This is a genomic window from Pseudomonas sp. SGAir0191 (assembly GCF_002812565.2).
Taxonomy (GTDB): Bacteria; Pseudomonadota; Gammaproteobacteria; order Pseudomonadales; family Pseudomonadaceae; genus Aquipseudomonas; species Aquipseudomonas parafulva_B.
In genome coordinates this window covers 2,034,018-2,058,707 of record NZ_CP025035.2, presented here as the reverse complement: position 1 = coordinate 2,058,707, position 24,690 = coordinate 2,034,018, and the positions used below count along the sequence as shown (strand labels likewise).

Genomic DNA, 24,690 nt, shown 5'->3' with positions numbered 1-24,690 from the left:
GTGGCATCGTGTTCACTCGACCCAGGCCCTGGCCCTGGCGAGCTCGAGAAAGCCCAGCACGTCCTCCTCAAGACCTTGCACATCGGCAAAGCGCTGACGCAAGCACTCGATCACACCCGCCACGCTGAGCTGACCGTCCAGCAGTTCCAGCACCCAGCCAGCACTGCCGTTCAGTTCGATGACCACGCCCGGGCACTGCAGCACATGCATGCCTGTGCTCGGCTCCCAGCGCAAGCGGGCCCGGCGGTGCACTTGCAAGGCCTGATGACGGGTGATCGGCTCCACGGCCCAGATTGTTCCTGGCGGGTAGAAAGACACCGGCCACCGCGTGGGTGGCCGGAGGGCGGATCAACGGTTAGCGAAGTACATCGTCACTTCAAAGCCAATGCGCAAGTCGGTGAAGGCGGGTTTGGTCCACATGGCGTGTCCTCTTCTTGTGCCGGACGATTCCGGTACAGCCATTAATGCACGGGCAGCCGCAGGGCCAAATGCTACTTTGGAACGAACTCACGGCGCCCATGGACGAGGGTGTCTGGGCCTTAGAAGAAGCCCAGTGGATTGATGTCATAGCTCACCAGCAGGTTCTTGGTCTGCTGGTAGTGGTCGAGCATCATCTTGTGGGTTTCACGGCCCACGCCCGACTTCTTGTAGCCCCCGAATGCAGCGTGCGCCGGGTACAAGTGGTAGCAGTTGGTCCAGACACGCCCGGCCTTGATCCCGCGGCCCATGCGGTAGGCACGGTTGATATCGCGGGTCCACACGCCGGCACCCAGCCCGAATTCACTGTCGTTGGCGATGGCCAGCGCCTCGGCTTCGTCCCTGAAGGTGGTCACGCCCACCACGGGCCCGAAGATCTCCTCCTGGAACACGCGCATCTTGTTGTCGCCCTTGAGCAGCGTGGGCTGGATGTAATAGCCGCTGGCCAGGTCGCCCTGCAGGCGCTCGGCAGCGCCGCCGGTCAACAACTGAGCGCCTTCGTCCTGGGCAATCTGCAGGTAGGACAGGATCTTGTCGTACTGCTGTTCGGAGGCTTGCGCACCGACCATGGTCTCGGTATCGAGCGGGTTGCCACGGCTGATCTTGGCGATCTTCTTCATCACCTCAGCCATGAACGGCTCGTAGATCGATTCCTGAATCAGCGCCCGCGACGGGCAGGTGCACACCTCGCCCTGGTTGAAGAAGGCCAGTACCAACCCTTCGGCCGCCTTCTCGATGAAGGCCGGTTCGGCCTGCATGATGTCCTCGAAGAATACGTTCGGCGATTTGCCGCCCAGCTCTACCGTCGAGGGAATGATGTTGTCCGCGGCGCACTTCATGATGTGCGAGCCCACCGGCGTAGAGCCTGTGAAAGCGATTTTGGCGATGCGCTTGCTGGTGGCCAGGGCCTCCCCGGCTTCACGGCCAAACCCCTGGACGATGTTGAGCACGCCAGCTGGCAGCAGGTCGGCGATGAGCTCGGCGAAGACGGTAATCGACAGCGGCGTCTGCTCGGCGGGCTTGAGCACCACGCAGTTGCCGGCGGCCAGTGCCGGGGCCAGCTTCCAGGCGGCCATCAGCAAGGGGAAGTTCCAGGGGATGATCTGCCCCACCACACCCAGCGGTTCATGGAAGTGGTAGGCGACGGTGCCCTCGTTGATCTCGGCGGCGCCGCCCTCCTGAGCCCGGATGCAGCCGGCGAAATAGCGGAAATGATCCGCCGCCAGCGGCACGTCGGCATTGAGCGTTTCACGCACGGCCTTGCCGTTGTCCCAGGTTTCGGTGACCGCCAGTACCTCCAGGTTCTGCTCGATGCGATCGGCGATGCGCAGCAGCATCAGCGCGCGGTCCTGCACCGAGGTCCTGCCCCAGGCATCGGCGGCGGCGTGGGCGGCGTCCAGGGCCTTGTCCACGTCCTGGGCCGTGGACCGAGGAAACTCGGCGATCGGCTGGCCGTTGACCGGCGAGCTGTTGGTGAAATACTGCCCCGCCACCGGCGGTACAAACTGGCCGTTGATGAAGTTGCCATAGCGTGGCTTGAAGGACACGACGGCGCCTGGGGTTCCGGGTTGTGCGTAGATCATGCTGAGCCTCTGCGGGTCGATGCCTGCCTGCGACAGGCGATACGACGATGGTAAAAAGCCCCGCCTGCCAGGCGAATGCATCGTTGGCAGCGGGGCGCTCGTCATTTGGTAGTAGGGTTCAGCGCTGCGCAGTCGCGCTGGTGCCTTGCAGGTGCTTGGGCAGCTTGAACGTCCAGAGCATGCCGCCTTGGTTGAAGTCCTTGACCCGCTTGGCCACCTCCCCGCCCCACAGAGGCACTGCGCCGCCCCAGCCGGAGACCACCGAGACGTACTGCTCGCCGTCCATTTCCCAGGTCACAGGTGAGCCGAGCACACCGGAGCCGGTCTGGAACTCCCACACCTTTTCGCCGGTCTTGGCATCGAAAGCCTGGAGGAACCCCTCAGGGGTGCCGGTGAAGACCAGGTTGCCCTTGGTGGTCAACACCCCACCCCACAACGGGGCGTAGTTCTTGTGGCGCCAGACTTCCTTGCCGCTGACCGGGTCGATGGCACGCAGCACGCCGATGTAGTCCTCGTTGAGCGGCTTGATGGTGAAGCCTGCGCCCAGAAACGCTGCGCCTTTCTTGTAGGCGATGCCTTCGTTCCAGATGTCCATGCCCCATTCGTTCGAAGGCACGTAGAACAGCCCGGTGTCACGGTTGTAGGCCATGGGCATCCAGTTCTTGGCGCCCAGGAATGCTGGCGCGACGAAGACCGAGCTGCCCTTGGCTTCGCTGCCCGGTGCACCCGGGCGACTGGCGTCGTTGTAGAGCGCGCGGCCGTCCTTGTCCAGGCCCGTGGCCCAGGTGATCTTGTCGACAAAGGGGAAGCCGCGGATGAACTTGCCGTTGGTGCGGTCGAGCACGTAGAAAAAGCCGTTGCGGTCAGCCGTGGCGGCGGCCTTCACCTCCTTGCCCCCGTCCTTGTAGTTGAACGATATCAACTCGTTGACACCGTCGAAGTCCCAGCCGTCGTGGGGCGTGCTCTGGAAGTGCCACTTGATCGTGCCATCGTCCGGGTTCAGTGCCAGGCGCGAAGACGAATACAGGTTGTCGCCGGGACGCAGGTGCGAGTTCCAGGGGGCGGGGTTACCGGTGCCGAACAGAATCAGGTTGGTTTCCGGGTCGTAGTAGCCGCCCAGCCAGGGAGCAGCACCGCCGGTCTTCCACAGGTCGCCCGGCCAGGTCTTGCCGGCTTCACCGCCCGAGATGCCGTTCTCAATGGCCTTACCGTCCTTGTAGACATAGCCCATGTGGCCCTCGACGGTGGGCCGCATCCAGAGCAACTCGCCGTTCTCCGGGTTGTAGGCCTGGATCTTGCCCACCACCCCGAACTCGCCTCCGGCAACGCCGGTAATGAGCTTGCCGTTGACGATCATGGGTGCAGCGCTGATGGAGTAGCCTTCCTTGTGGTCAGCCACCTTCTTGCTCCACACCACCTTGCCAGTGTCCTTGTTCAGAGCCACCAGCTTGGCATCCAGGGTGCCGAAGAACACCAGGTTGCCGTACAGCGCAACACCTCGGTTGATGACATCGCAACAAGGGCGGATATCGTCGGGCAGGCGGGCGTCGTATTGCCACAGTTTCTTGCCGGTGCGTGCGTCCACGGCAAATACCCGTGAGTAGGAGCCTGTGAGGTACATGACCCCATCCTTGATCAACGGCTGCGCCTGCTGGCCGCGTTGCTTCTCCCCGCCGAAGGAGAATGCCCAAACCGGCCGCAACTCCTTGACGTTGCCGGTGTTAAGCATGTCCAACGGGCTGTAGCGCTGGCCCTGCACGCCCAGCCCGTTGGTCACGATCTGCTGGGGGTTCTTGGGATCTTGCAGGATTTCGGCATCGGTGACGCCGGCATGGGCTGCGCCGGCGAGCAGCAAGGCGCTGAACACAAGGCTCAAGGCAAACACGGGACGGCATGGAGTACGGGTCATGGCAGCTACCTTTGGCTTTTTGTTATGCCGGGAAATTTTCCCGGTGTGGCGGGAATTCTTGTTCCCGCCCTGGCTGCCAGCAATTGACCGCAATACGCAAAACCCTAGTTCCTTGGTACAAGAGCACTAGGCCTGGCCGTTATCAGGGCCTGAGATCCACCCGTTGCATTACCTGCTTTTCATAGCGCGGGTACAGGTGGCTGACACTTCGAATCAGCTCATAGCGCGTCAGGCTGATCGCGGCAAACCGCTCAGGCACAGGGCTGCGGATCAGCTCGACCATGTCGGCGCCCCGCTCGGCGCCTTCGCGCATCAGGCCGTCCAGCCAGCCCAGGTAATCGTGCATCTGGACAAAGGGCCTGGTATCGCTTGCGACAGGGCCATGGCCCGGTACCAGTTGTTTCCAGGGCAGGGCTTGCAACGTGTCCAGGTCACGCTGCCAAACGTCCAGCCCCGGGCTGTTGGGCGTGGTCAGGGCGCGCTCGTAGAACACCAGGTCGCCAGCGAACAGCACGCCGGTCGTTTCGTCGAAAATGGCCAGGTCAGCGCCGGTATGCCCTGCCAACCCCAACAGGCGCAATCGATGCCCGCCCACTTCACGCACGCCGGGTTGGACCACCTCGGTCGGCAAGAGCACTTCGGTGCCACGCATCCAGTCGCCGACCAAACGGTACATGTTTTCAGCCATGGCATCGCCCTGCTTGCGCAACAGCTCGGTCGTACCGGCCAGCGCAGCGATCGGCACATCGGCGAATGCCTGGCTACCCAACACATGATCAGGGTGGTGGTGGGTCAACAGGACTTCGATGACAGGCTTGTTCGTGACCCCGGCGATTGCCTGGCGCAAGGCCTCCCCATAGCGCTTGGATGGCCCGCTGTCGATCACTACCACGCCAGTGTCGGTCACGATGAACGCCGTGTTCACAACATTGCCGCCGTTGGCCTTGGCGAAATTCTCGGTGCTACCTTCAAGCACCCAGGTGCCCTGGGCGATCTGGCGCGGCGCCAGCCGGTAGTCGAAGTCGGCCAGCGCCGGCAGGCACACGCCCAGCAGCAAGAGCATCATCCATCGCATCAGGTGCCTCCTGTTGAGCATCAAAACAAGCCAGTCACGTTCAGGGCACGGCGGCTTCGAACCGATTGCCGCTGTTATCCTGCAGCACCAGGCGGGTAGGCCCTGGTGCGCGCACATCGAACCCAAGGCTTGGGTTTTCACTCACCGCCGGATAAAGCACCAAAGCCGCCAACCGCTGCCCATGTTCATCCAGTAGCTCAGCTTGGTTGATAAAAAATTCCGGAATCCCGCTGACCAGGCCATTGTCCATGGGGTGAGCGATCTGCAGGCGCAAGCGGCTGCCTTCCTGACGCCGATAGCGCCCGCCGAGCACTTCACCCAGATGCTCCTCCCACCCTGGCTGGGTGCGCACCACGCTGGGTGCGGTGCAACCCCCACCGGCTGCGTCGACCAGGGCCGACCCCACATGCCAGATGCCGTCGCGGGTCAGCGCAGCTGCCCGTAACGGCGTGGCCTGCTCGACCCGAATGCGCACCGACAGCCAAGGCATGACCTGTTCCCCTGGTTCGAAGTCGACGATGCGCGGCAATGGATTGAGCTCGGCCCAGGCCAGAATCCGCACCACATCAGGCAAAGCCCTGGCATCGATCTCCAGCGGGACCTGGCGGGCATCCTCGGCAAAAGGCGGCGCCAGCAGTTTGACCCGATCATCGAAGACGAACGGCGCCTGGTTCAGGATCTGCTTGTGGTAGAACGCCCACATCACCGAAGGGACAGGGTCGGCATTGCTGGCGGGCGCGTCGCCCAGCCCATGAGTCGACCAGCTCAGGATGCACAGCAGCCCCAACCCCGCTCGCCAGTTCATCGCTCGCTCCTATTGGTACATCTCCGGGACCTCATAGCGCAGCCCGTAGTGCGCGTAGAGCGCCTGCATGCGACCCTCGCGGATCATCGCTTCGAGGGTTTCTTCCAGGGCGTAGGCCAGCTGCCGGTTGCTTTCATGCACCGCCATTCCGATTTCCCACATCTGCTTGCCCAGGCTGGGGTAGGCGTTTTCGGCCACCTGCAGATGCGGGTTGCGGGCCTGGTGCAGTTGCCAGTCCACTTCACCGCGCATGGCCATCACCGCATCCACCTCGCCTTGGCCCAGGGCCGCAAACGCCCGCTGCACGCTGGGGTAGTGGCGTGCGCTGGCACGCAGTAGCCCGTCGAACACCGATGTCAGGTAGAACGAAGGCACGCTGTCTACCTCGACTCCGACCGGGTGGCCCTTGAGCGTCGCGATACTGCCAACCGACGGCAGGCGCCTGCGATCGAACGCCACCTGCCAGCGCTCCTGCTGGTAAGGGCCGAACATCACCACCTGGCCATTTTCCAGCTCGCCCAGTTCGTTGCGCTTCTGGGTATACGCCTGGTCGTAAGGCACGCGCATCATCACATCGGCCAACTGCTGGTGACGCAGCGGACTTGCTCGCCAGATGTAATCGCGCAGGTCGTCGTCGAGCTTCTCGCCAGGCGGCGCCCAGATCAGCTGCAGCCGCACGCCCATCGCGTCGGCAAGCGCCTGCGCCAGCTCCACGTCCACCCCACGGGCCTGGCCATGGTCCTGGAAACTGTAGGGGGCAAAGTCCTTGTAGACCGCGACCTTGAGCTCGCCTGCGGCGATGATCGAATCGTAATTGCGCACCTGCCCCTGCACCGCCGCCCCCCACAGCAGCAGGCCGGCGATGGCACAAAGCCTGGCTGCCCAGGAGCGCACGACGTTCATTCGTCCACGTGTACGCTGTCCAGGTAGGTGCGCACCGCCCATAGCGCTTCCTGGCTCAGGTAGTCCGCCATCTTGGGCATGTACACGCGGCCATCGCGCACGGCACCGTGACGCACACGTTCGACAAACCATTCATCGCCCGCTTCGCCGACGTCGAGCATGCGCAGGTCAGGTGCGATGCCGCCGGACTTGGCTTCCAGACCATGGCACGCTGCGCAGTTCTGGTTGTACGCCGACGCGCCGATTTCAACCGCCTTGTCGTGCTCGGGAGACTCCCGGTAAGGGTTGACCGCCGCCCAGCCATCGGCATCCAGGCTTACGCCGGCATCCTTGATCGGGGTCAGCCCCTGGGTTTCCACCGCCTGAGGCACCACGTTGCCGTGGGCCCAGGCCGACCCGGTCAACACGGCACCGGCCAACAGGCCTGCAGCAAGCACGACGTTGCGTTTGATTGTCATTGTTATGCCCTCACGGTTGCACGCAAGGCCTCAACCACAGAGGCCGTGCCGCCATCTTAGAAACCGCAGCGCCGACGCCGTATGCTGCTTTGGTGGTCGGGTGTTCGTTCCTTGGTAGTAGGGCTTGCGACGAAGTGCGAAAAGAGGTTGGCGCTGGGAAGTTTTCCCGGCCACGGCGGGATTTTCTCCCTGTTGCGCAGCGCCCAGGCGGACCACGCTGTGCGGGCCAAACTCCACAGGGAATCGCAACCATGACAACAAGATCGCTACCCGCCCCGTCTCCCCTGGCCCTGAGCGTGAGGGCCCTGCTGCTGGCCGCAAGCCTGGCCACCGGGACAGTGGCCACGGCGGCCACCACAAGCCCGGCACCTGCCAGCAAGAACGTGACCTGGGAAGACATCGCCAACGACCACCTCACGCCCGGGGATGTGCTGCAATACGGCATGGGCACCAACGCCCAGCGCTGGAGCCCGCTGGCCCAGGTCAACGACAAGAACGTGTTCAAGCTGACCCCGGCCTGGTCCTACTCCTTTGGTGACGAAAAGCAGCGGGGCCAGGAGTCCCAGGCCATCGTCAGCGACGGCGTGGTGTACGTTACCGGCTCCTACTCGCGGGTATTCGCCCTCGATGCCAAGACCGGCAAACGCCTGTGGACCTACAACCACCGCCTGCCGGACAACATTCGTCCGTGCTGCGACGTGGTCAACCGTGGCGCTGCCATCTACGGCGACAAGGTCTATTTCGGCACCCTGGACGCTCGGGTCATCGCGCTGAACAAGAATACCGGCAAGGTGGTGTGGAACAAGAAGTTCGGCGACCACAGCGCCGGCTACACCATGACCGGGGCGCCCGTGCTGGTCAAAGACAAGACCAGCGGCAAGGTGCTGCTGATTCACGGCAGCTCGGGCGATGAATTCGGTGTGGTGGGCCAGCTGTTCGCCCGTGACCCGGAAACCGGCGAGGAAGTGTGGATGCGCCCCTTCGTGGAGGGCCACATGGGCCGCCTCAATGGCAAGGACAGCACCCCCACCGGCAACGTCAAGGCACCGTCCTGGCCGGATGACCCGACCACCGAAACCGGCAAGGTGGAGGCCTGGAGCCACGGCGGCGGCGCTCCCTGGCAGAGCGCAAGCTTCGATGCCGAGACCAACACCATCATCGTCGGTGCCGGCAACCCCGGCCCCTGGAACACCTGGGCACGCACCGCCAAGGACGGCAACCCGCACGATTACGATAGCCTCTATACCTCCGGCCAGGTGGGCGTGGACCCCAGCACCGGCGAGGTCAAATGGTTCTACCAGCACACCCCTAACGACGCCTGGGACTTCTCTGGCAACAACGAGCTGGTGCTGTTCGACTACAAGGACAAGCAAGGCAAGGTGATCAAGGCCACGGGGCATGCCGACCGCAACGGCTTCTTCTACGTGGTCGATCGTAACGACGGCAAGCTGCAGAACGCCTTCCCCTTCGTCGACAACATCACCTGGGCCAGCCACATCGACCTCAAGACCGGCCGCCCCGTGGAAAATCCAGGGCAACGGCCCGCCAAGCCGCTGCCGGGCGAAACCAAGGGCAAGCCGGTGGAAGTGTCGCCACCCTTCCTGGGCGGCAAGAACTGGAACCCCATGGCCTATAGCCAGGACACCGGGCTTTTCTACATCCCGGGCAACCAGTGGAAAGAGGAGTACTGGACCGAGGAGGTGAACTACAAGAAAGGCTCCGCTTACCTGGGCATGGGCTTTCGCATCAAGCGCATGTACGACGACCACGTAGGCACCCTGCGTGCCATGGACCCGACCACCGGCAAGCTGGTGTGGGAACACAAGGAGCACCTGCCGCTGTGGGCCGGGGTGCTGGCGACCAAGGGCAACCTGGTGTTCACCGGCACCGGTGACGGTTTCTTCAAGGCGTTCGACGCCAAGACCGGCAAGGAGCTGTGGAAATTCCAGACCGGCAGCGGCATCGTTTCCCCGCCCATTACCTGGGAGCAGGACGGAGAGCAGTACATCGGCGTCACCGTCGGCTATGGCGGCGCGGTACCGCTGTGGGGTGGCGACATGGCCGAACTGACCAAGCCAGTTGCCCAAGGCGGTTCGTTCTGGGTGTTCAAGATACCGAGCTGGGACAACCCGACCGCTCAACGTTGACCGACAGCGGGGTGCGGTCTGGCTGCGCCCTGCCCTTTTCCGTCTGCCCAGAGAGCTCGATGATGACTTTTCTACCCCTGGCCTTGTTGCTGGCCGTCACACCCGCCATGGCGCTGGCCACTGACATCGACGACAGCGACACGCCGTTGAGCATCAACGGCTGCGTGATTGCCGAAGCCAGCCAATGCCCCGGCGCCGACCTGCGGGGCGCCAAACTGGCCAACCAGGACCTGCGCAAGATGAACCTGGCCGGCGCCGACCTGCGCGATGCCGACCTGCGCCACGCCCGGCTGGACCTGGCCAACCTCGAAAAGGCCCGATTGCAGGGCGCCAACCTGACCCGCGCCAGCCTGCAGCAAAGCAACCTGCGCCTGGCCAACCTAAGCGGCGCACGGCTGATGGCCATCCAGGGCTGGGGGCTGTTCGCCCAAGGCGCCCAGTTCGCCAACGCCGACCTGAGCGCCGCCTACTTGCAATTCGCCCGGCTCTCCGGTGCCAGGATGCAGCAGGCCAACTTGCAGGCGGCCGATCTGGAAATGGCCTGGCTGAGCAAGACCGACTTGCGCGGCGCTCATCTGAACGATGCCAACCTTCAGGAAGCCAAGCTCGGCCAGAGCAACCTCGAACAAGCCCATCTGGAGGGCGCGCGCTTGCACTACGGCAACTTCCAGGACGCCAACATGCAAGGCTGCACCGGCTGCCCAGCCACTTGGGAACATTGACCTGCAGAACTTGACTACCCCGCTACACGTACCAGACCTAGGTCGATACCCACGTGCACCAGTTCAGCATGGGAGCCGACCTGCAGTTTGCTCTTGAGCGTGGTCAGGTGATTGGAGACGGTCTTTGCGCTGATGCACAGCTGCTCGGCGATCGACCGGGCTGGTGTGCCACGAACCAGCATCACGAAGATTTCCAGCTCCCGCTGGGTCAGGCGTTGCAGCCTGGGGTCACAGGCATCGTGCGTCGTGCTGCAAGCCAGCTGCGTGGCCAGCCCCTGCTCGATGTAGGCGTGCCCGGCAAGCACGCGCTGTACGGCCTCGACCAACACTTGCGGGGCCGAGTTCTTGGTCAGGTAGCCGGCGGCGCCGGCGTCCAGCGCCTGGCGCACCAGTGGCAGCTCGTCATGCATGCTGAAGAACAGCACCCGCAACTGCGGCAGGCGCTGGCGCAGGCGTCGGGTGGTTTCCAACCCGCTGATGCCGGGCAGGCCGAAGTCCATGATCACCAGGTTCGGTACCTGCTCCTGCACCCGAGCCAGGGCTTCTTCACCGCTGGCAGCCTCGCGCACCTGCATCGCTGGCAACACGGCGCGCAACAGGCTGGCGTAGCCCTGGCGGACCACGGCGTGGTCGTCGACCAGCACGATATTCATGACACCTCCAAAGGAATCGTCAGGGCCAGTGCCCACCCGGCACCGGGATGGCTGAGTATGCGCAACTCACCGCCCAGGCTGCGGGCGCGCTCGGCCATCGAATGCAGGCCTACCCCTGGGCGCCCAGGCTGGCTGGCACCACAGCCATCGTCGCGAACCAGCAGGCGCAGCCCGTTGGCGCCGCGTTGCAGGCGTATCCGCACCTGACGGGCGCGGGCATGGCGTGCAACGTTGGTCAGCGCTTCCTGCAACAACCGGTACAGGTGCGTGCGTCGAGTGGGTGACAGCGCCGGCAACTGGGCGCCGACCAGCAACTGGCACTCGATGGCCTGGCTGGCACGCCATTGGCTCACCAACTGGTTGAGCGCCTCCGCCATGGGCAGGTGCTGTAGCGCAACCGGATACAAGTCCCGTACCAAGGCGCGGAAACCGAACTGCAAGCCTGCGCAATTGCTTTCCAGCGTCTGGGTGGTTTGCCGCACCTGCTCAGGCTGGTGGGCACACAATTGCAACAGGCACACCTGGGCGCGGATGCCGGCCACGTACTGGCCCAGGTCGTCGTGCAACGCCTGGGCCAGTCTTGTCCGCTCCTGCTCCTGAACCGCCAGCAAAGCGCCGGTCAGTTGCCGGTTGTCGGCCTGGGCCTGCTCGATCGCCGCAGCCATCTGGTTGAAGTGCCCGGCCAACTGGCGCGCTTCCGGGCCACCGGTCTCTTGCAGGCGCACGTCCAGCTGACCTCCCGACACCTGACGCAATGCACACAGCAGCGCGGCCAGCAGGCGCAGCCCGCGCCGCACGGCCCAACTGATGGACAGCAGGCTCACGGCCAACGCGACAACACAGACCGCCAGCAACTGTTGCAGCGAATCCCAGACTTCGTCCACCTCATCGCGGGCGTCCACGCTCAGCGCGACGCGCCGGCCGTCATCGAGGGCCAGCAGGCGCGTGCTGTCGTAGTACTTGCCTGCCAGCACCGCGCCCAACCAGCCATCGAGCCCGGCCGCGGACGGCACCGACGCTTTTTCAACCTCGCCAGGGACCAGCCACTGCACGCGCACGTGGCGCAGGTGCTCGGTCAGCGCAGGTTGCAGGCTCGCCGGGTTGTGGATGGCGGCTTGGGCCATGTATGCCATTACCGCTTCGGCCGACTGCAACTCCCGTTTCACATCGGCTGATGCCTGATGCAGCACGACCCCCGCACAGGCCAGGGTCAACACCGCGAAACAGCCGGTGACCCACAGGTTGATACGCCATAGGGCAGACAGATTGGCAGCGTGCATGACCGGACTCCAGGGCAACTGCTGCCATCCTAGGGCCCGGCGCGGGCGCATCGGCTACTACCTTGGTAGCGGCTGGGCGCTACTTTCTGCATATTCCCCGGCCCCGGCAGGCTTTCTATGCTGGCGCCATCTGCCGTGGAGTGCGATATGCGCCAGCCTGCCCACCTTGTCCTGACCTGCCTGCTGACCTTGCTCGCGCCGACGGTTTGGGCGCACGACCAAGGGGCTGACACCCAGGCTGCGAGCGCGTTGCACATCCGCATCGGCTACCTGGGCTATCGCCCTGACAGCGGGCCGCTGTTGTCCAACATCCTGCCTGAACCGGACGATGCCGGCCTGCAAGGGGCGCAACTGGCCATTGCCGACAGCAACAGCACCGGGCGGTTTCTCAAGCAGCAGTTCGAGCTGGTCAGCGCCCGTGCCGACTCCGCCGAGCGACTGCTGCATGCCGCCCAGGCCCAGCATGGGGAAGGCGTGCGGTTGTTCGTCGTCAATGCGCCGGTCGCCAGCCTGCGGGCCTTGTCTGCGGCACTGCCCGACAGCCTGCTGTTCAATGCCGGCAGCCCGGATGACGCCGTACGCAGCGCGCAGTGCCTGGGCAATGTGCTGCACGCCCTGCCTGGGCGGGCGATGCTGGCCGATGCGCTGGTGCAGTTTCTGGTGCTGCGCAAATGGCAGCGCGGCTTGCTGATCGTCGGGCAGACCCCGGACGATGAAGCCTACGCCGCCGCACTGCGCCGCGCGGCGAAGCGCTTTGGCCTGCACCTGGTGGCCGAGAAACGCTGGACGTTCGACAACGACCAGCGCCGCAGCGCCCAGGCCGACATGCCGCTGTTCACCCAGGCGCGCGAATACGACGTGGTGCTGGTGGCTGATGAACGTGGCGACTTCGGCGAATACGTGCCCTACCAGACCTGGTTGCCCCGCCCGGTCGCCGGCACTCAGGGCCTGACGCCCACTGGCTGGCACAAGACCGTGGAAACGTTTGGCGCCGCGCAATTGCAAAAACGTTTCCAAGCGCAGGCCGGCCGCTGGATGAACGACCGTGACTTCGCAGCCTGGATGGCGGTGCGCAGCATCGCTACGGCGGTCAGCAAGCTGCGTGAGGCCAAGCCCCAGGCCTTGCAACAACTGCTTGTCAGCGAACGATTGCCACTCGATGGCTTCAAGGGGCGCAAGCTCAGCTACAGGCCCTGGAATGGCGAGCTGCGCCAACCCATCCCCCTGGTGCAGCCAAGGGCCCTGGTCAGCACCTCACCGCAGGAAGGCTTCCTGCACCCTTCCAATGAGATGGACAGCCTGGGGTTCGACAAGGCCGACGTGACCTGCCCGTACCCCTGAAACGCCCACACAATAACAAGGAACCTGCCATGCGCCGCCTCCCCTCACCACGCAGCCTGCTGTGCGCCCATCTGCTGCCGGCCGTGCTGGCCATAGCCTGCGAGCCTACCCTGGCCGCCACCGCTTGGGTGTCCAACGAGAAAGACAACACCCTGAGCCTGATCGACCTGCAGACCCTGACGGTAACCGACACCCTGCCCGTCGGCCAACGCCCGCGCGGCCTGCTGCTGTCACACGACAACAAGCTGCTGTACATCTGCGCCAGCGATTCGGATCGGGTGCAGGTGATGGACGTGGCCAGCCGTACCCTCGTCAAGGAACTGCCCTCAGGCAAAGACCCCGAGCAGTTCGCCCTGCATCCCAATGACCGTTGGCTGTACGTGTCCAACGAAGACGATGCCCTGGTCACGGTCATTGATACCGTAACCGACACGGTACTGGCCCAGGTGGAGGTGGGCATCGAACCTGAGGGCATGGCCGTGAGCCCGGATGGCAAATGGGCGGTCAATACCAGCGAAACCACCAACATGCTGCACTGGATCGACACCCAGACCCAGACCCTGGCCGACAGCACGCCGGTGGACCAGCGCCCGCGTTTCGTGGAATTCAGCCAGGACGGCAAACACCTGTGGGCGTCGGCGGAAATTGGCGGGACCGTCACCATCCTGGACGTGGCTTCGCGCCAGGTGCTCAAGACCCTGAACTTCGCCATTAAGGGTGTGCACCCTGACAAAGTCCAGCCGGTGGGCGTCAAGCTCAGCGCCGATGGCAAGTACGCGTTCGTGGCGCTGGGCCCGGCCAATCATGTGGCGGTGGTCGATGCCAGGACATTCGAGGTGCTGGACTACCTGCTGGTGGGGCGCCGCGTCTGGCAGCTGGCCTTCACCCCTGACCAGCAGCAGTTGCTGGCCACCAATGGCGTGAGCGGCGACGTGTCGGTGATCGACGTGGCCAGCCTCAAGGTGCTCAAGTCGATCAAGGTCGGCCGCTACCCATGGGGTGTGGTGGTCACGCCATGAACGCACTGCACGTAACGGGGGTCAGTTTCGCCTATGGTCAGCGCGCAGCGCTCAGGGACGTGACCTTCAACCTGGCGCCGGGCCACTTTACCGCCTTGCTGGGGCCCAATGGCGCCGGCAAGTCGACCCTGATTGCCTTGATGACCTGCCTGTATGACTTGCAGCACGGCGATATCCAGGTATTGGGCTGTTCGCTGCGCCACCAGCCGCGGGCGGCCCTGGGCCAGTTGGGCGTCGTGTTTCAGCAGAGCACGCTGGACCTGGACCTTGGCGTGGAGCAGAACCTGCGCTATCACGCGGCGCTGCATGGCCTGCCCCGACGGGAAGCCCAGCGCCGCGTGGACGCCGAGCTGGCCCGCCAAGGGCTGGGGGAGCGGCGTCGTGACCCTGTGCGTGAACTCAATGCCGGGCACAGGCGCCGCGTCGAAATTGCCCGGGCCTTGCTACACGGGCCCCGCCTGTTGCTGCTCGACGAAGCCAGCGTGGGCCTGGACCCGGCCAGCCGGCAGGCGCTCAACCAGCACGTGCGTGACTTGTGCCTTAGCGATCAGCCCTTGAGCGTGCTGTGGACCACTCACCTGCTCGATGAAGTGCAACCGGCCGATGACTTGGTCATCCTGCACCAGGGTCGGGTGGTGGCGAGTGGGCCTGCCGAAGCCATGATGCAGCCCCACGACGGCGACCTGGGCCGCACGTTCGCCCATCACACGCGGGACATGACCGGAGCACTCACCTGATGAACGCCTACTGGTACTGCTTCAGCGGCATCCTCATGCGTGAAGCCCTGCGCTTCGTGCGCCAGCGCACGCGCCTGTTGAGCGCACTGGTGCGCCCTTTGCTGTGGCTGGTGGTATTCGCTGCCGGGTTTCGTGCGGCACTGGGCATCGCCATCATCGAGCCTTACGACAGCTACATTCCCTACGAGGTCTACATCGTGCCGGGGCTGGCCTGCATGATCCTGCTGTTCAATGGCATGCAGGGTTCGCTATTGATGGTCTACGACCGGGAGATGGGCAGCATGCGGGTGCTGTTGACCAGCCCGCTGCCCAGGGCTTTTCTGTTGTGCAGCAAGCTTATGGCGACGTCGCTGATCTCCGTGTTGCAGGTGTACATCTTCCTCGTCATCGCCTGGCTGTACGGCATTGAGCCCCCGGTCGGCGGCCTGGGGCTGGCCCTGCCCGCAGTGCTGCTGGTGGGGTTCATGCTCAGTGCATTGGGACTGCTGCTGTCCAATGCCATCCGCCAGCTGGAGAATTTTGCCGGGGTGATGAATTTCGTGATCTTCCCTCTGTTCTTTCTGTCGTCGGCGCTTTATCCGCTGTGGAAAATGCAGGAGGCCAGCCAGTGGCTGTACTGGCTGTGCGCGGTCAACCCGTTCACCCATGCGGTCGAGCTGGTGCGCTTTGCGCTCTACGAGCGGCTGAACCTGCTGGCGCTGGCGGTATGCCTGGCGCTGAGCGTGCTGTTCACGCTGCTGGCCATCGTCACCTTCAACCCGCAGCACGCCGCCCTGCGCAAGCCACGGTGAGCCAGGCCCTCGCCTCTACTACTTTGGTACTGCCCAGGGTGTCTATGGTCGCATTCACAAAGCCACGGCACTGGCATGTAATGCGCCTATAACAAGAAGGAACAGACCATGCCACGTGCCCTCCAAAGGCTGCCCCTGCGTTTGCTGGCCGCCGCCTCGCTGAGCCTTCTGCTGGGCCATGCCCAGGCCGACACCCCACCGACGTTCACGCCAGATGGCTACCGCGCCACGCTGTACCGCAGCCCGACCCCACCGCAGGTCGAAGGTGGCAGGGTGATAGACACTGCCGCACTGCAGGCGATGATGCGGGGCCATCCGGCGCCTGTCCTGATTGACGTTTACCGCCGTCAGTGGCTGCATGAACGCTTCATCGAAGATGAACCCCATGCCAACCTGCCCGGTAGCCTGTGGCTGCCCAACACCGGAGACGGCGTGCTCAGCCCAGACTGGCAACGTTACTTCGAGCATCACCTGCGTCTGGCCACAGGGGGCGAGCCTCAGTACCCCGTCGTTTTCTACTGCCGGGCCGATTGCTGGTTGAGCTGGAACGCGGTAAAACGCGCAGCACACCTGGGCTACACCAACCTCTACTGGTACCGCGACGGGCTCGACGCCTGGCAACAGGCCAACCTGCCCGTGCAGGCGGCCCAGCCAGCACCGTTTCCCTGACCGGGCCCTTGCCCCTGCGCGCTCAATCATTCAAACAAGAACAAGGTGAATAGGCCATGTACAAAATCTTGATCGCCGACGATCACCCGCTGTTTCGCGAAGCGATCCACAACGTCATCAGCGACGGGTTCCAGGGCAGTGAAATCATGGAAACCGCTGACCTTGACAGCGCGCTGACGCTGACCAAGGACCATGACGACCTGGACCTGATCCTGCTCGACCTGAACATGCCAGGCATGCATGGCCTGAACGGGCTGATCACCTTGCGCAACGAGGCACCCACCACCCCGGTGGTGATCGTCTCTGCCGAGCAGGAAAAGCAGATCGTGCTGCAAGCCATCACCTATGGTGCGGTGGGCTTCATCACCAAGTCCTCGCCGCGCGCGCAGATGATCGAAGCGATCGAGCAGATCCTCAACGGCAATGTGTACCTGCCGCCGGATATCATCCGCGCGCAGAAAAGCAGTAGCCGCCGCTTGAGCGATGCCCCAAGTTTCCCGCCGGAAATGCTCCAGGCCCTGACCCGCAAGCAGTTGCTGGTGCTCGAGCGCATGACCAAGGGCGAATCGAACAAACAGATCGCCTATGCCTTGGACATCGCCGAAACCACGGTCAAGGCCCACGTCTCGGCCATCCTGCGCAAGCTGAACGTGCACAACCGGGTACAAGCCATCCTCAGTGCCGGCGACATCGACTTCGCTGACTACCTACGACGCTGATCCGTTAGGGGCCCGGGTGGCCAGCAAGTGGCTCATGGCAGTCTTGAGCTTCATGGGTCGTACGGGCTTGTGCATCAGCGTATGGCCTCGCTCGCGGATCTGCTGCTTGAGTTCGTTGCTGTAGTTGGCGGTGATCATCAGCGCCGGCAGCGCCTTGGCGCGGCGGGCATTGATGCGTGCAACGGCATCGACCCCATTGCAATCGTCGTCGAGGTGATAGTCGGCAATCAGCAGGTCGGCATCGGCGTGGTAGTTGTCCACCTGGCGGGCCAGGTCCTGCTCCGACAGTGCCGTGATCACGCAACAGCCCCAGCCTTCTAGCAACGTGCGCATGCCGGCACAGATGGCAGCGTCATTGTCCAGCACCCACACCCGGGCCCCGCGCAGGCACTCGAGCATCGACTCGCACACGGCATGCTGGGCCCTGGCAATCGGGGCGGTGGTGCTCAATGGCACTTCCACACTGAATACCGACCCCTTGCCGGGCCGGGAGCGCACGGCGATACGGTGGCCGAGGATGCCCGCAATCTTCTCGACGATGGCAAGCCCCAGGCCCAGGCCGCGGTCCTGATCCGGCCGCTGCACGGCGCCACGCTTGAATTCCTGGAACATTTCCTCCAGGTGCTCCTCGGCGATGCCGATACCGGTGTCCCACACCTCGATGCGCACGCGACCCGGCTGGCGGCGACAGCCCAGCACCACGCGTCCGCTTGGGGTGTAGCGAATGGCGTTGCTGAGCAGGTTGCGCAGAATGCGCGCCAGCAGTTGGATATCGCTGCGCACCACGACCGAGCAGCCTATGAAGTGCAGGGCCAGCCCTTCGCTGCGGGCGACCTGGGCATATTCTGCTGCCAGGTTGTCCATCAGCTCCGCCAGGGCGAAGGGTGCCACGTCGGCGGTGATGACACCGGCATCGAGCTTTGAGATGTCCACCAGCGTTCCCAGCAGGTTCTCGACGTCTTCCAGGGAGTTGCTGACGTTACGCACCAGCTGTGCACTGGCCTGCGGATCACGGCGCTCGAGCAAGGCGCTGGTGAACAAGCGCGCCGCGTTCAGGGGCTGCAGCAGGTCATGGCTGACCGCGGCGAGGAACTTGGTCTTGGACAGGTTGGCCTGGTCAGCCTCATGCTTGGCCTCGCGCAAGCGCGCCTCGGCACGTCGCCGCTCCTCGATTTCCCTCAGCAATTGTTCGTTGAGGCTGGTCAACTCGGCCGTACGTTCCCTGACCCGCAGCTCCAGGTGCTGATAAGCCTGGTGCAACGCCTGGGCGGTGTTGCGCCGTTCGGTGATGTCACGGATCAACACGAAGATACCCACCACCTCGCCAGAGGCCAGCCGGTTTGGCACATAGGAGCGCAGCATGTGGCGCTCCTGTCCGCTGATGTTGGTTTCCGGGAATTCGAACGTAACGCTCTCCCCTGCCAGCGCCTGCGCCACGTAGGCTTCCAGGCGCTGGTAATGCTGTTCGCTATGGGCCTGGCGCAGGCTCTGGCCCAGCATCAGCCCACTGGGCCAGCAGTACCACTGCTCATAGACCTTGTTGGTGAACTCATACACCAGGTCGGCGTTCAGGTAAGCGATCAGCGCCGGCACATGGTCCGTGATCAAGCGAATCCAGCGCTCGCTTTCGCTCAGGGCCTCGGCATGCAGGTAGCGTTCGGTGATGTCGGTAAAGGTGTTGACGAATCCGCCAGTGGGCAGTGGATGCGTGCGGATCTCCAGCATGCGCCCGTCGAACAGGCGTTGCTCGCACTCGTGCACGACACGGCCGCTGTCGTCGCGGCTTTCGGGGGTGAGCAAACGCAGCTCGCTGTCGGCGATCACGTCGGCGAAGGGACGGTGGGCGGCAACCGGAGCCAGCCCGCTCAGCTCCAGGAACCGGCGGTTCCACAACTCCAGCACACCGTCCGCGTTGACCATGGCCACGCCCTGGGACAAATTGTCCACCGCCCGCTGCAACAGGTGCGATTTCTGCGCCACAGCCTGTTCCCGGCGCAGGGTTTCGCTGAGTTTGACCTCGGTGATGTCGGTGAACAGGATCACCCGGCCACCCTCGCAGGTGGGCCGCTCATTGACCTGCAGCCAGCGCCCGTTGTGCTGTCGGTACAACAGGTGTTCGTCGGTCGGGCTGCGCGGCTCCTCGCTGAACAACCCGCTGCTGGTCATCAGCCTGCGCACTTCGGCCAGGCGCATGCCGGGAATGATGCGCACGCGGCGGTTTTCCCAGAAGGCCTTGAAGCGGCTGTTGCACAGCACCATGCGCAGGTTTCGGTCGAACAGGATGAATGCGTCGGAGATACTTTCGATGGCATCGATCAGGTGCTGGTGCGCGGTTTCGGCGCGCAGACGCGCCTCGCTGAGCAGCTGGTTGCCCGCCTTGAGTTCGGCCATGGCCTGGTTCAACGCGTCAGTGCGCTCGCGCACCTGCTCGGCCAGCACCACCGAATGCTGAAACGCCGCATAGGGGTCGCTGCCCCGCGTCACCCCCGACTCGATGCGCTCGATCAGCGCGGCGTTGATCCGCTGCAGCTTGCGGTTTTCGTAGCGAAGTTGCGCCAGTTCGGCCTGCACCTCACTGGCCGGGGCGGGTTCGGTTGCGGGCAATGGCGACCCCGGTGAAGGTCTGGTTGATGTGCATGCCATTGAACTGTTCTCCATAGGTGTTGAAGCCCATCACCCGCTGCTCACGCAGAAAATCACCCACCGCTTCAAGACCTTGCTGGGTCTCAAGCTCCAGGCGGCGCAGAAAGCAGTCGCAACCGATGGTGAGCAACAGCGGACCCAGGCGCTGCTGCAGGCCATCGAACAAATCCTGCAGGTTCGGCAGCAACGGGCCAGGCGTCATGGGCGTGAGCACGATCCCGTTCTCTACCGCACAGTAAAAGCTCAGGCTCAGGTCGGCATGTACCTGCTGGATGGCCCGCACGTAGTACCGATCGTGCATGCGCACGGCCAGGGGGTGGGCGGCAAACAGCCTGTGGTCCAGGGCGCTGACCGGCACCCCGATATGGCGTGCATATTCTTCGGCAGCAGGCTCGGCATTGAGCTCGTAGACCCGCCGCTGGGCGCTGTCGGCGCCGGTGACCACCAGTTTTTCCTGCCGTGGCTCAAGGTGGTGGGTGGTGAACACTTCGAAGTCCAGCCAGGTATTGACCAGCACCACCACGGCAGCACCGTGGTGAAACGCCCCGCCGTAGAAGACGTGGGTCTGGGTCAGGTAGTTGTCGTCCCCGGCCGAGCCACCAAAATGCGGGATATCGCCCAACGCTGCGCTCAGGGCCGCCAGCACCGTCTCTTCACGGCTGGACAAGCCATCGAGCAAGGTCAATGCAAAGCTGTGCCCCTTGATTTGGGCCAGGGCATTCCCACGACAGCTGCCGACCAGTCGTTCGACCATCTGCTGGGCGTCGATCAGGCTGAAACGGTCCATCTCGTCGATCAGTTCGGTGGCGATGGAAAAGTGCCGATGATCAAATCCCACGGCCGTCACGCAACTACGCCCATAGCCCAGCGGTGTGATCTCCCCTGCACTGGTGCACCCTACCAACGGTATGCCGCCAAAGCTTTGTTCAAGGGCCTGGCCCAGGGCCTGCAGGTCGTACTCGGCGGTGCAGAAGAACAGCACGAAGCCCAAATGCGGATGCAGCAGTTGCCGCGCCAGCTCCTGTGCCGCCACGCGTGCATCGCTGGCCTGGGACATGGCGCTCACCACGCCCTCGTTATGTGCCTGCTGCATCGGGATCTCCGGCAAGGGCTGGCTGAGCGCTGAGTGTACGAAGCGTGGGCTGGGGTTCGAATGCTACTTGGGTCGCGGGTGCACGCTTCGTTGGGCGTAGTCGTGAGCGAGTGGCATACGCCGCGCTTGCTGGAGGCGGGTGGCGGCCCTGGTGATCCGAAATATCGGGTAGCTGCACTGCCCAAGCGCCCAGCCCAGCGCGCTGCATTGACCAAACGCCACTCGTGATCAGGAAATGATCCCGGCGACCTCCAGAGCACCTTCTACATTCACCGCCAATCACTCTCTGATTGCCCGTCATCGCGTTCGGGTGATCTTGGCGATACCTACCTGCCTCGCTTAACTGCCGCAGGGCTTTTCCCTCTTTTCGGCCCCGCATCTGCGCTTACAGGGTTCAGTGACGAAGGATCAGTCACCCAGTCAGTGGCAGCTGCAGTCGACTGCCCTACCTTTATTTTTGGATTATCGCTAACCGCCATACGCGAGAGATTGGCTTTGGTACCGATCACCATACCCATCCGCAGCCCAAACAGGCGCAGTACAGCTTCCACAGTGCCGAGTTTAGGGTTCGATTTGCCACTTTCGAGCTCATACAAACTTTTCGTGGACATCTTGCACATTGTGGCAAAGGTCTCTTGGTCCAGACCGGTCACTTCGAGCCGCAGGCGACGAATTGATGTTCCGATCGAATCAAGCCCCGCGGCGTTGCGCTGGGCAATTTCCTCCACAAGCTGAGCACGCTGCTCAGGCTTCAGTTTTTTCATCTCAATCCCCACTGCGCGAGTCGTTTGTCCAGGTCATTCACCGGCAACGGGGCTGCATTGCGTACCGACTCAGGGACGCCTGTCAGCAGATCGGGCAACGCCCTGAAGCCATCAGCCGCATCCATCAACCGTTGCAGCAGTACATCGGGATCGGTGTAACCGGCTAGTTCAGCACAATTGTCCCTCCAGTTTGAGGAGCCCTTGCGCTCGGCCGCCCACTTCGTCGTTCGCGTGACGCCCTCTTCATCAAGTATCATTGGTGCGAGATCATAGATCGGGGCCAAACGAAACTTTCCCCCTTCACGGATGATGGAAATGTTTCGGCCATGGTTGTCGGTATTGCCCAGAATGCGATTGAGCAGATCGCGCCGTGCGTACTCGAACACCAGGTCCTCCACCTCATCCCGCTGGCCGTTGTGAGTCCACAGTTCCACCAATCGGCGAACGACTTCAGTATGGGCCATCACCTGTCCGTAACCGGTAATGCCGCAGATTGAGTACACCGACTCAAGCGGCACCCGCTCCACTACGCCGTGCACGACTCGGCGATCGAAGCGCGGCATCCACAGGCTGGGCTTGACTGCCTCCTCGAGCATCAAGCCCTCAGTGGGAACCGTATCAAGTCCGAGCGCCGCCACCGCGTTGTAATAGTGAAACTCTGTGCGCAGGATATCGTTATCGCGCTCGCTCCCTCTATTGCGCGCGAACTTGATCAGCCAGTGGTGGCGCGCCTGATCATCGGCAAGCATTGCATCAGCGTACAGCGCACCGTCGTGGGCTTGAGTCATAAGCAGCTTGGGGGCTTGCCCGTTGGCACCGGTAGCGCCACCCAACGCCGCACCGGTTTCAAAGGCGTACTCTAAAAACTCATTCGTCCTATTCACGACTTCAAGACGCGCGAAAGCCTCTTGTCGACCCGGCTTCAGATCCTCTATCGACTCCTTGATGCGCAGATGGCCAACAGGGGCCGGCGTGAAGCGCTTCAAGAGGTACAGCCCCATTTCCATCCCTTCGGGTTTGGAGCGCGCGTAGCGCGATTCAAGAGCATTCTTGGCAGCGCCAGAGGGAATGATGTCGTACAGAAATGCCGGATAGCCTTTACCGTGGTGGTGCTCCCAGTTCAATGGGAGATTAACGCTCAGCGCCCGCTCACAACGATCTTCCATGCGATCGAAGTTTGCGATGATGTAGTCGTCGTCATACGCAACCAGGCTCGCACCCTCAGCAACATGGGCGGGGTTCTCAACCGTGAGCGTAGCCGCATCGGTCCAGGTACCCTCATAAAAAGCTTGGATAACGAGCCTAAGCGGCATGGCTACCTCCTAATCAGCACTGTAATGCTGGTTAGGATAATATGCAGGACATCAATCAGCAAAAAAATGCCGATTAATTGGGTAAGTCACGCCTAAATCGGCACTGGACTGCTGGTTGTAGCGGCTTGCCGGATGAACGCAGTAGCGGTCCTAACGCTTGGAAAGCGTTCGGCATGCGAATAAGCATCAACGTTGTCATTCACGCCAGCGTCATTCGAGCCGTGGCGCTGCCCTGCCATCAGGAGCCTGACCCTGAAGGTTTCGAATACCGCCCGAACGCCAGGCCTGCGCCAGATCGCTACCAGGTCAGCACCGCACCCACGGCGAAGGTATCGGTGTCTTCGTTCTGCGCGCGGGTGTCATGGCCCTCAATGGAAAACTGATTGTACTCGGCCACCAGCTTGAGGTTGTCGTTTATGTCATGGAACAGCGCCACCCCGCGGGTTTCATAATCGGCACCACTGCCTACCGCGCCGTTGCCGTCGTCCTTGGTTTTGCCGTAGGAAAGCGCAACCCGGTTCTTGCCCACCTTGTAAGAGGCTTGCAGCAGGTAGCCTTCGCTGTCCACGTTGCGCAACACCGGCTCGCCCGCATTGTTGGTGAAGAACGGGTTGATGCCCTTGGCCTGGAAACCGGACCCAGTCAGGGACAGCCCGCCCAGCTTGGCTTGTACGCCGTAGCCAAGGCCCTTGGAAGTGACTGATCGCACCGAATCATCGGTGTTGTCGGAAGTCTGGTAGCTGCCGTTTAGCCAGCTGTAGATCTGTGCGCCTGCCAAGTCGAACTGGTACGTGATCTCGGACTCGGTGCGGGGGTTTTTCTGGTAGGCCTTGCCCGTGGGGCTGCTGTCGTTGGTGTCGACCGGGTCCATGATCCCCACGGCGATCCGCAGGCCCTCCATGACCGGGGTACGGTAGGTGATCTGCGAGGTCGGGAACGGGTATGGATAGCCGCTACCGATGTTGCCAAACGACACCCCACCGCCATCGACAAGACCCAGCGTGTCACTGACCTGGCCGTAACCGGCGAGCAACTCGTCGAGCAGGATGTTCGAACGGGCGAACAGCCCGAAGTCCTTGCCGATGAGCACCTCGCCCCATTCGGGGTTGGCTACGGTGCCGTAGAACTGCCGGACATCGATGGCCGTGTCGGTACCGTTGCTTTCGCTGTCGTTGATGGTGACCCAGAACGAAGCACGGGCACCGAGCTTCAGGTCATTGACCTGCTTGCCCATGTTGAAACCCAGGTAATTGGGCAGGAAACCCATTTTCACCCGGGACTGGTGGCGGTCGAATTGTTCACCTTCACGGTCGACCTTACTGTTGACGTAGAACGCGTTGATATAGCCGTCGGTGGAAAAGGTGGTCTGATTCTGGTCGTACAGCATGATCTCGGCCTGCGCCAGGGAACTCAGGCTGACAGCCGCAAGGCTGGCGATGGCAACTGCCAGGTACCGAGGCGGCAGAGACTTGTTTTTGTTGTTGTGCATGGCGCGCTCCAAACGGGGACAGAGTGTCGGAGGCGATTATCGAAAGGTGGGTAGCGGTCAGAAACGCTGCTTTGGCGCAGTCTTGAGCCTGCTTGCGAAG

General features: G+C 63.2%; 23 protein-coding genes. 8 read left to right on the top strand and 15 right to left on the bottom strand.

The annotated features are described in order from the left end of the window. Positions 1 to 12 precede the first annotated feature (12 nt). The 8 genes from pqqD to pedF all read right to left on the bottom strand — a co-directional run bounded on the left by pqqD (position 13) and on the right by pedF (position 7,210). Positions 13 to 285: a pyrroloquinoline quinone biosynthesis peptide chaperone PqqD gene (gene pqqD / locus CWR53_RS09430; RefSeq protein ID WP_100851339.1), complete on the bottom strand. Its 273-nt coding sequence runs from the start codon at positions 283 to 285 to the stop codon at positions 13 to 15. A gap of 63 nt (positions 286 to 348) precedes the next feature. Next, positions 349 to 420: a pyrroloquinoline quinone precursor peptide PqqA gene (gene pqqA / locus CWR53_RS09425; RefSeq protein WP_003253598.1), complete on the bottom strand. Its 72-nt coding sequence runs from the start codon at positions 418 to 420 to the stop codon at positions 349 to 351. Between the two features lie 119 nt (positions 421 to 539). Then, positions 540 to 2,060: an aldehyde dehydrogenase family protein gene (locus CWR53_RS09420; protein ID WP_058637424.1), complete on the bottom strand. Its 1,521-nt coding sequence runs from the start codon at positions 2,058 to 2,060 to the stop codon at positions 540 to 542. Positions 2,061 to 2,178: 118 nt separating this feature from the next. Continuing rightward, complete coding sequence (gene pedH, locus CWR53_RS09415; RefSeq protein WP_100851338.1) at positions 2,179 to 3,969, bottom strand: PQQ-dependent alcohol dehydrogenase PedH; 1,791 nt, start codon at positions 3,967 to 3,969, stop codon at positions 2,179 to 2,181. A gap of 142 nt (positions 3,970 to 4,111) precedes the next feature. Continuing rightward, positions 4,112 to 5,044: a quinoprotein relay system zinc metallohydrolase 1 gene (locus tag CWR53_RS09410; RefSeq protein WP_100851337.1), complete on the bottom strand. Its 933-nt coding sequence runs from the start codon at positions 5,042 to 5,044 to the stop codon at positions 4,112 to 4,114. A 40-nt stretch (positions 5,045 to 5,084) separates the two neighbouring features. Next, entirely contained in the window at positions 5,085 to 5,849 is a 765-nt protein-coding gene (locus CWR53_RS09405; RefSeq protein ID WP_058637245.1) for a quinoprotein dehydrogenase-associated SoxYZ-like carrier, read from the bottom strand. A gap of 9 nt (positions 5,850 to 5,858) precedes the next feature. Continuing rightward, positions 5,859 to 6,752, bottom strand: a complete 894-nt coding sequence (locus CWR53_RS09400) for an ABC transporter substrate-binding protein (protein WP_100851336.1) — start codon at positions 6,750 to 6,752, stop codon at positions 5,859 to 5,861. Continuing rightward, the gene (pedF, locus tag CWR53_RS09395) at positions 6,749 to 7,210 is read right to left on the bottom strand and encodes a cytochrome c-550 PedF (protein WP_058605249.1); all 462 of its coding nucleotides are present in this window, start codon (positions 7,208 to 7,210) and stop codon (positions 6,749 to 6,751) included. The genes CWR53_RS09400 and pedF overlap by 4 nt, the downstream gene beginning before the upstream one ends. Before the next feature lie 251 nt (positions 7,211 to 7,461). Here pedF and exaA point away from each other — a divergent pair, with 251 nt between their 5' ends. Further along, positions 7,462 to 9,357, top strand: a complete 1,896-nt coding sequence (gene exaA, locus CWR53_RS09390; RefSeq protein WP_100851335.1) for a quinoprotein ethanol dehydrogenase — start codon at positions 7,462 to 7,464, stop codon at positions 9,355 to 9,357. 62 nt (positions 9,358 to 9,419) lie between these two features. Then, positions 9,420 to 10,079: a pentapeptide repeat-containing protein gene (locus CWR53_RS09385; protein ID WP_100852613.1), complete on the top strand. Its 660-nt coding sequence runs from the start codon at positions 9,420 to 9,422 to the stop codon at positions 10,077 to 10,079. A 14-nt stretch (positions 10,080 to 10,093) separates the two neighbouring features. On the opposite strand, the gene CWR53_RS09380 is transcribed toward CWR53_RS09385, so the two are convergent. After that, positions 10,094 to 10,732, bottom strand: coding sequence for a response regulator transcription factor (locus CWR53_RS09380; RefSeq protein WP_058605246.1), 639 nt, complete (start codon positions 10,730 to 10,732; stop codon positions 10,094 to 10,096). Further along, a complete protein-coding gene (locus CWR53_RS09375) occupies positions 10,729 to 12,012 on the bottom strand; it encodes a histidine kinase (RefSeq protein WP_100851334.1) in 1,284 nt (427 codons plus the stop codon). Before CWR53_RS09375 ends, CWR53_RS09380 begins: the two co-directional genes overlap by 4 nt. Positions 12,013 to 12,159: 147 nt before the next feature. Here CWR53_RS09375 and CWR53_RS09370 point away from each other — a divergent pair, with 147 nt between their 5' ends. From CWR53_RS09370 to CWR53_RS09345, 6 genes are all read left to right on the top strand, one after another. Next, a complete protein-coding gene (locus CWR53_RS09370) occupies positions 12,160 to 13,353 on the top strand; it encodes an ABC transporter substrate-binding protein (RefSeq protein ID WP_100851333.1) in 1,194 nt (397 codons plus the stop codon). A gap of 29 nt (positions 13,354 to 13,382) precedes the next feature. Continuing rightward, positions 13,383 to 14,372 (top strand): YVTN family beta-propeller repeat protein, encoded by a 990-nt coding sequence (locus CWR53_RS09365; RefSeq protein WP_100851332.1) that lies wholly within the window; start codon positions 13,383 to 13,385, stop codon positions 14,370 to 14,372. Continuing rightward, complete coding sequence (locus CWR53_RS09360) at positions 14,369 to 15,109, top strand: ABC transporter ATP-binding protein (RefSeq protein WP_100851331.1); 741 nt, start codon at positions 14,369 to 14,371, stop codon at positions 15,107 to 15,109. The genes CWR53_RS09365 and CWR53_RS09360 overlap by 4 nt, the downstream gene beginning before the upstream one ends. Next, positions 15,109 to 15,900, top strand: coding sequence for an ABC transporter permease (locus CWR53_RS09355; RefSeq protein WP_100851330.1), 792 nt, complete (start codon positions 15,109 to 15,111; stop codon positions 15,898 to 15,900). The genes CWR53_RS09360 and CWR53_RS09355 overlap by 1 nt, the downstream gene beginning before the upstream one ends. A 108-nt stretch (positions 15,901 to 16,008) precedes the next feature. Then, positions 16,009 to 16,569: a PQQ-dependent catabolism-associated CXXCW motif protein gene (locus CWR53_RS09350; RefSeq protein WP_058637254.1), complete on the top strand. Its 561-nt coding sequence runs from the start codon at positions 16,009 to 16,011 to the stop codon at positions 16,567 to 16,569. Positions 16,570 to 16,625: 56 nt separating this feature from the next. After that, positions 16,626 to 17,288, top strand: coding sequence for a response regulator transcription factor (locus CWR53_RS09345; protein ID WP_078478721.1), 663 nt, complete (start codon positions 16,626 to 16,628; stop codon positions 17,286 to 17,288). On the opposite strand, the gene nahK is transcribed toward CWR53_RS09345, so the two are convergent. The 5 genes from nahK to CWR53_RS09320 all read right to left on the bottom strand — a co-directional run bounded on the left by nahK (position 17,277) and on the right by CWR53_RS09320 (position 24,590). After that, a complete protein-coding gene (nahK, locus tag CWR53_RS09340; RefSeq protein WP_100851329.1) occupies positions 17,277 to 19,931 on the bottom strand; it encodes a hybrid sensor histidine kinase/response regulator NahK/ErcS' in 2,655 nt (884 codons plus the stop codon). The genes CWR53_RS09345 and nahK overlap by 12 nt on opposite strands. Beyond that, positions 19,861 to 21,024, bottom strand: coding sequence for a nitric oxide-sensing protein NosP (nosP, locus tag CWR53_RS09335; RefSeq protein ID WP_058605237.1), 1,164 nt, complete (start codon positions 21,022 to 21,024; stop codon positions 19,861 to 19,863). The genes nahK and nosP overlap by 71 nt, the downstream gene beginning before the upstream one ends. Before the next feature lie 326 nt (positions 21,025 to 21,350). Beyond that, positions 21,351 to 21,788 carry a helix-turn-helix domain-containing protein gene (locus tag CWR53_RS09330; RefSeq protein WP_100851328.1) on the bottom strand — a complete coding sequence of 146 codons (438 nt, stop codon included), beginning with the start codon at positions 21,786 to 21,788 and terminating at the stop codon, positions 21,351 to 21,353. After that, the gene (locus CWR53_RS09325) at positions 21,785 to 23,101 is read right to left on the bottom strand and encodes a type II toxin-antitoxin system HipA family toxin (RefSeq protein ID WP_100851327.1); all 1,317 of its coding nucleotides are present in this window, start codon (positions 23,099 to 23,101) and stop codon (positions 21,785 to 21,787) included. Before CWR53_RS09325 ends, CWR53_RS09330 begins: the two co-directional genes overlap by 4 nt. Positions 23,102 to 23,399: 298 nt before the next feature. Continuing rightward, on the bottom strand, positions 23,400 to 24,590 hold the full coding sequence (locus CWR53_RS09320) for a porin (protein WP_100851326.1): 1,191 nt from the start codon (positions 24,588 to 24,590) through the stop codon (positions 23,400 to 23,402). Between the last annotated feature and the right edge of the window lie 100 nt (positions 24,591 to 24,690).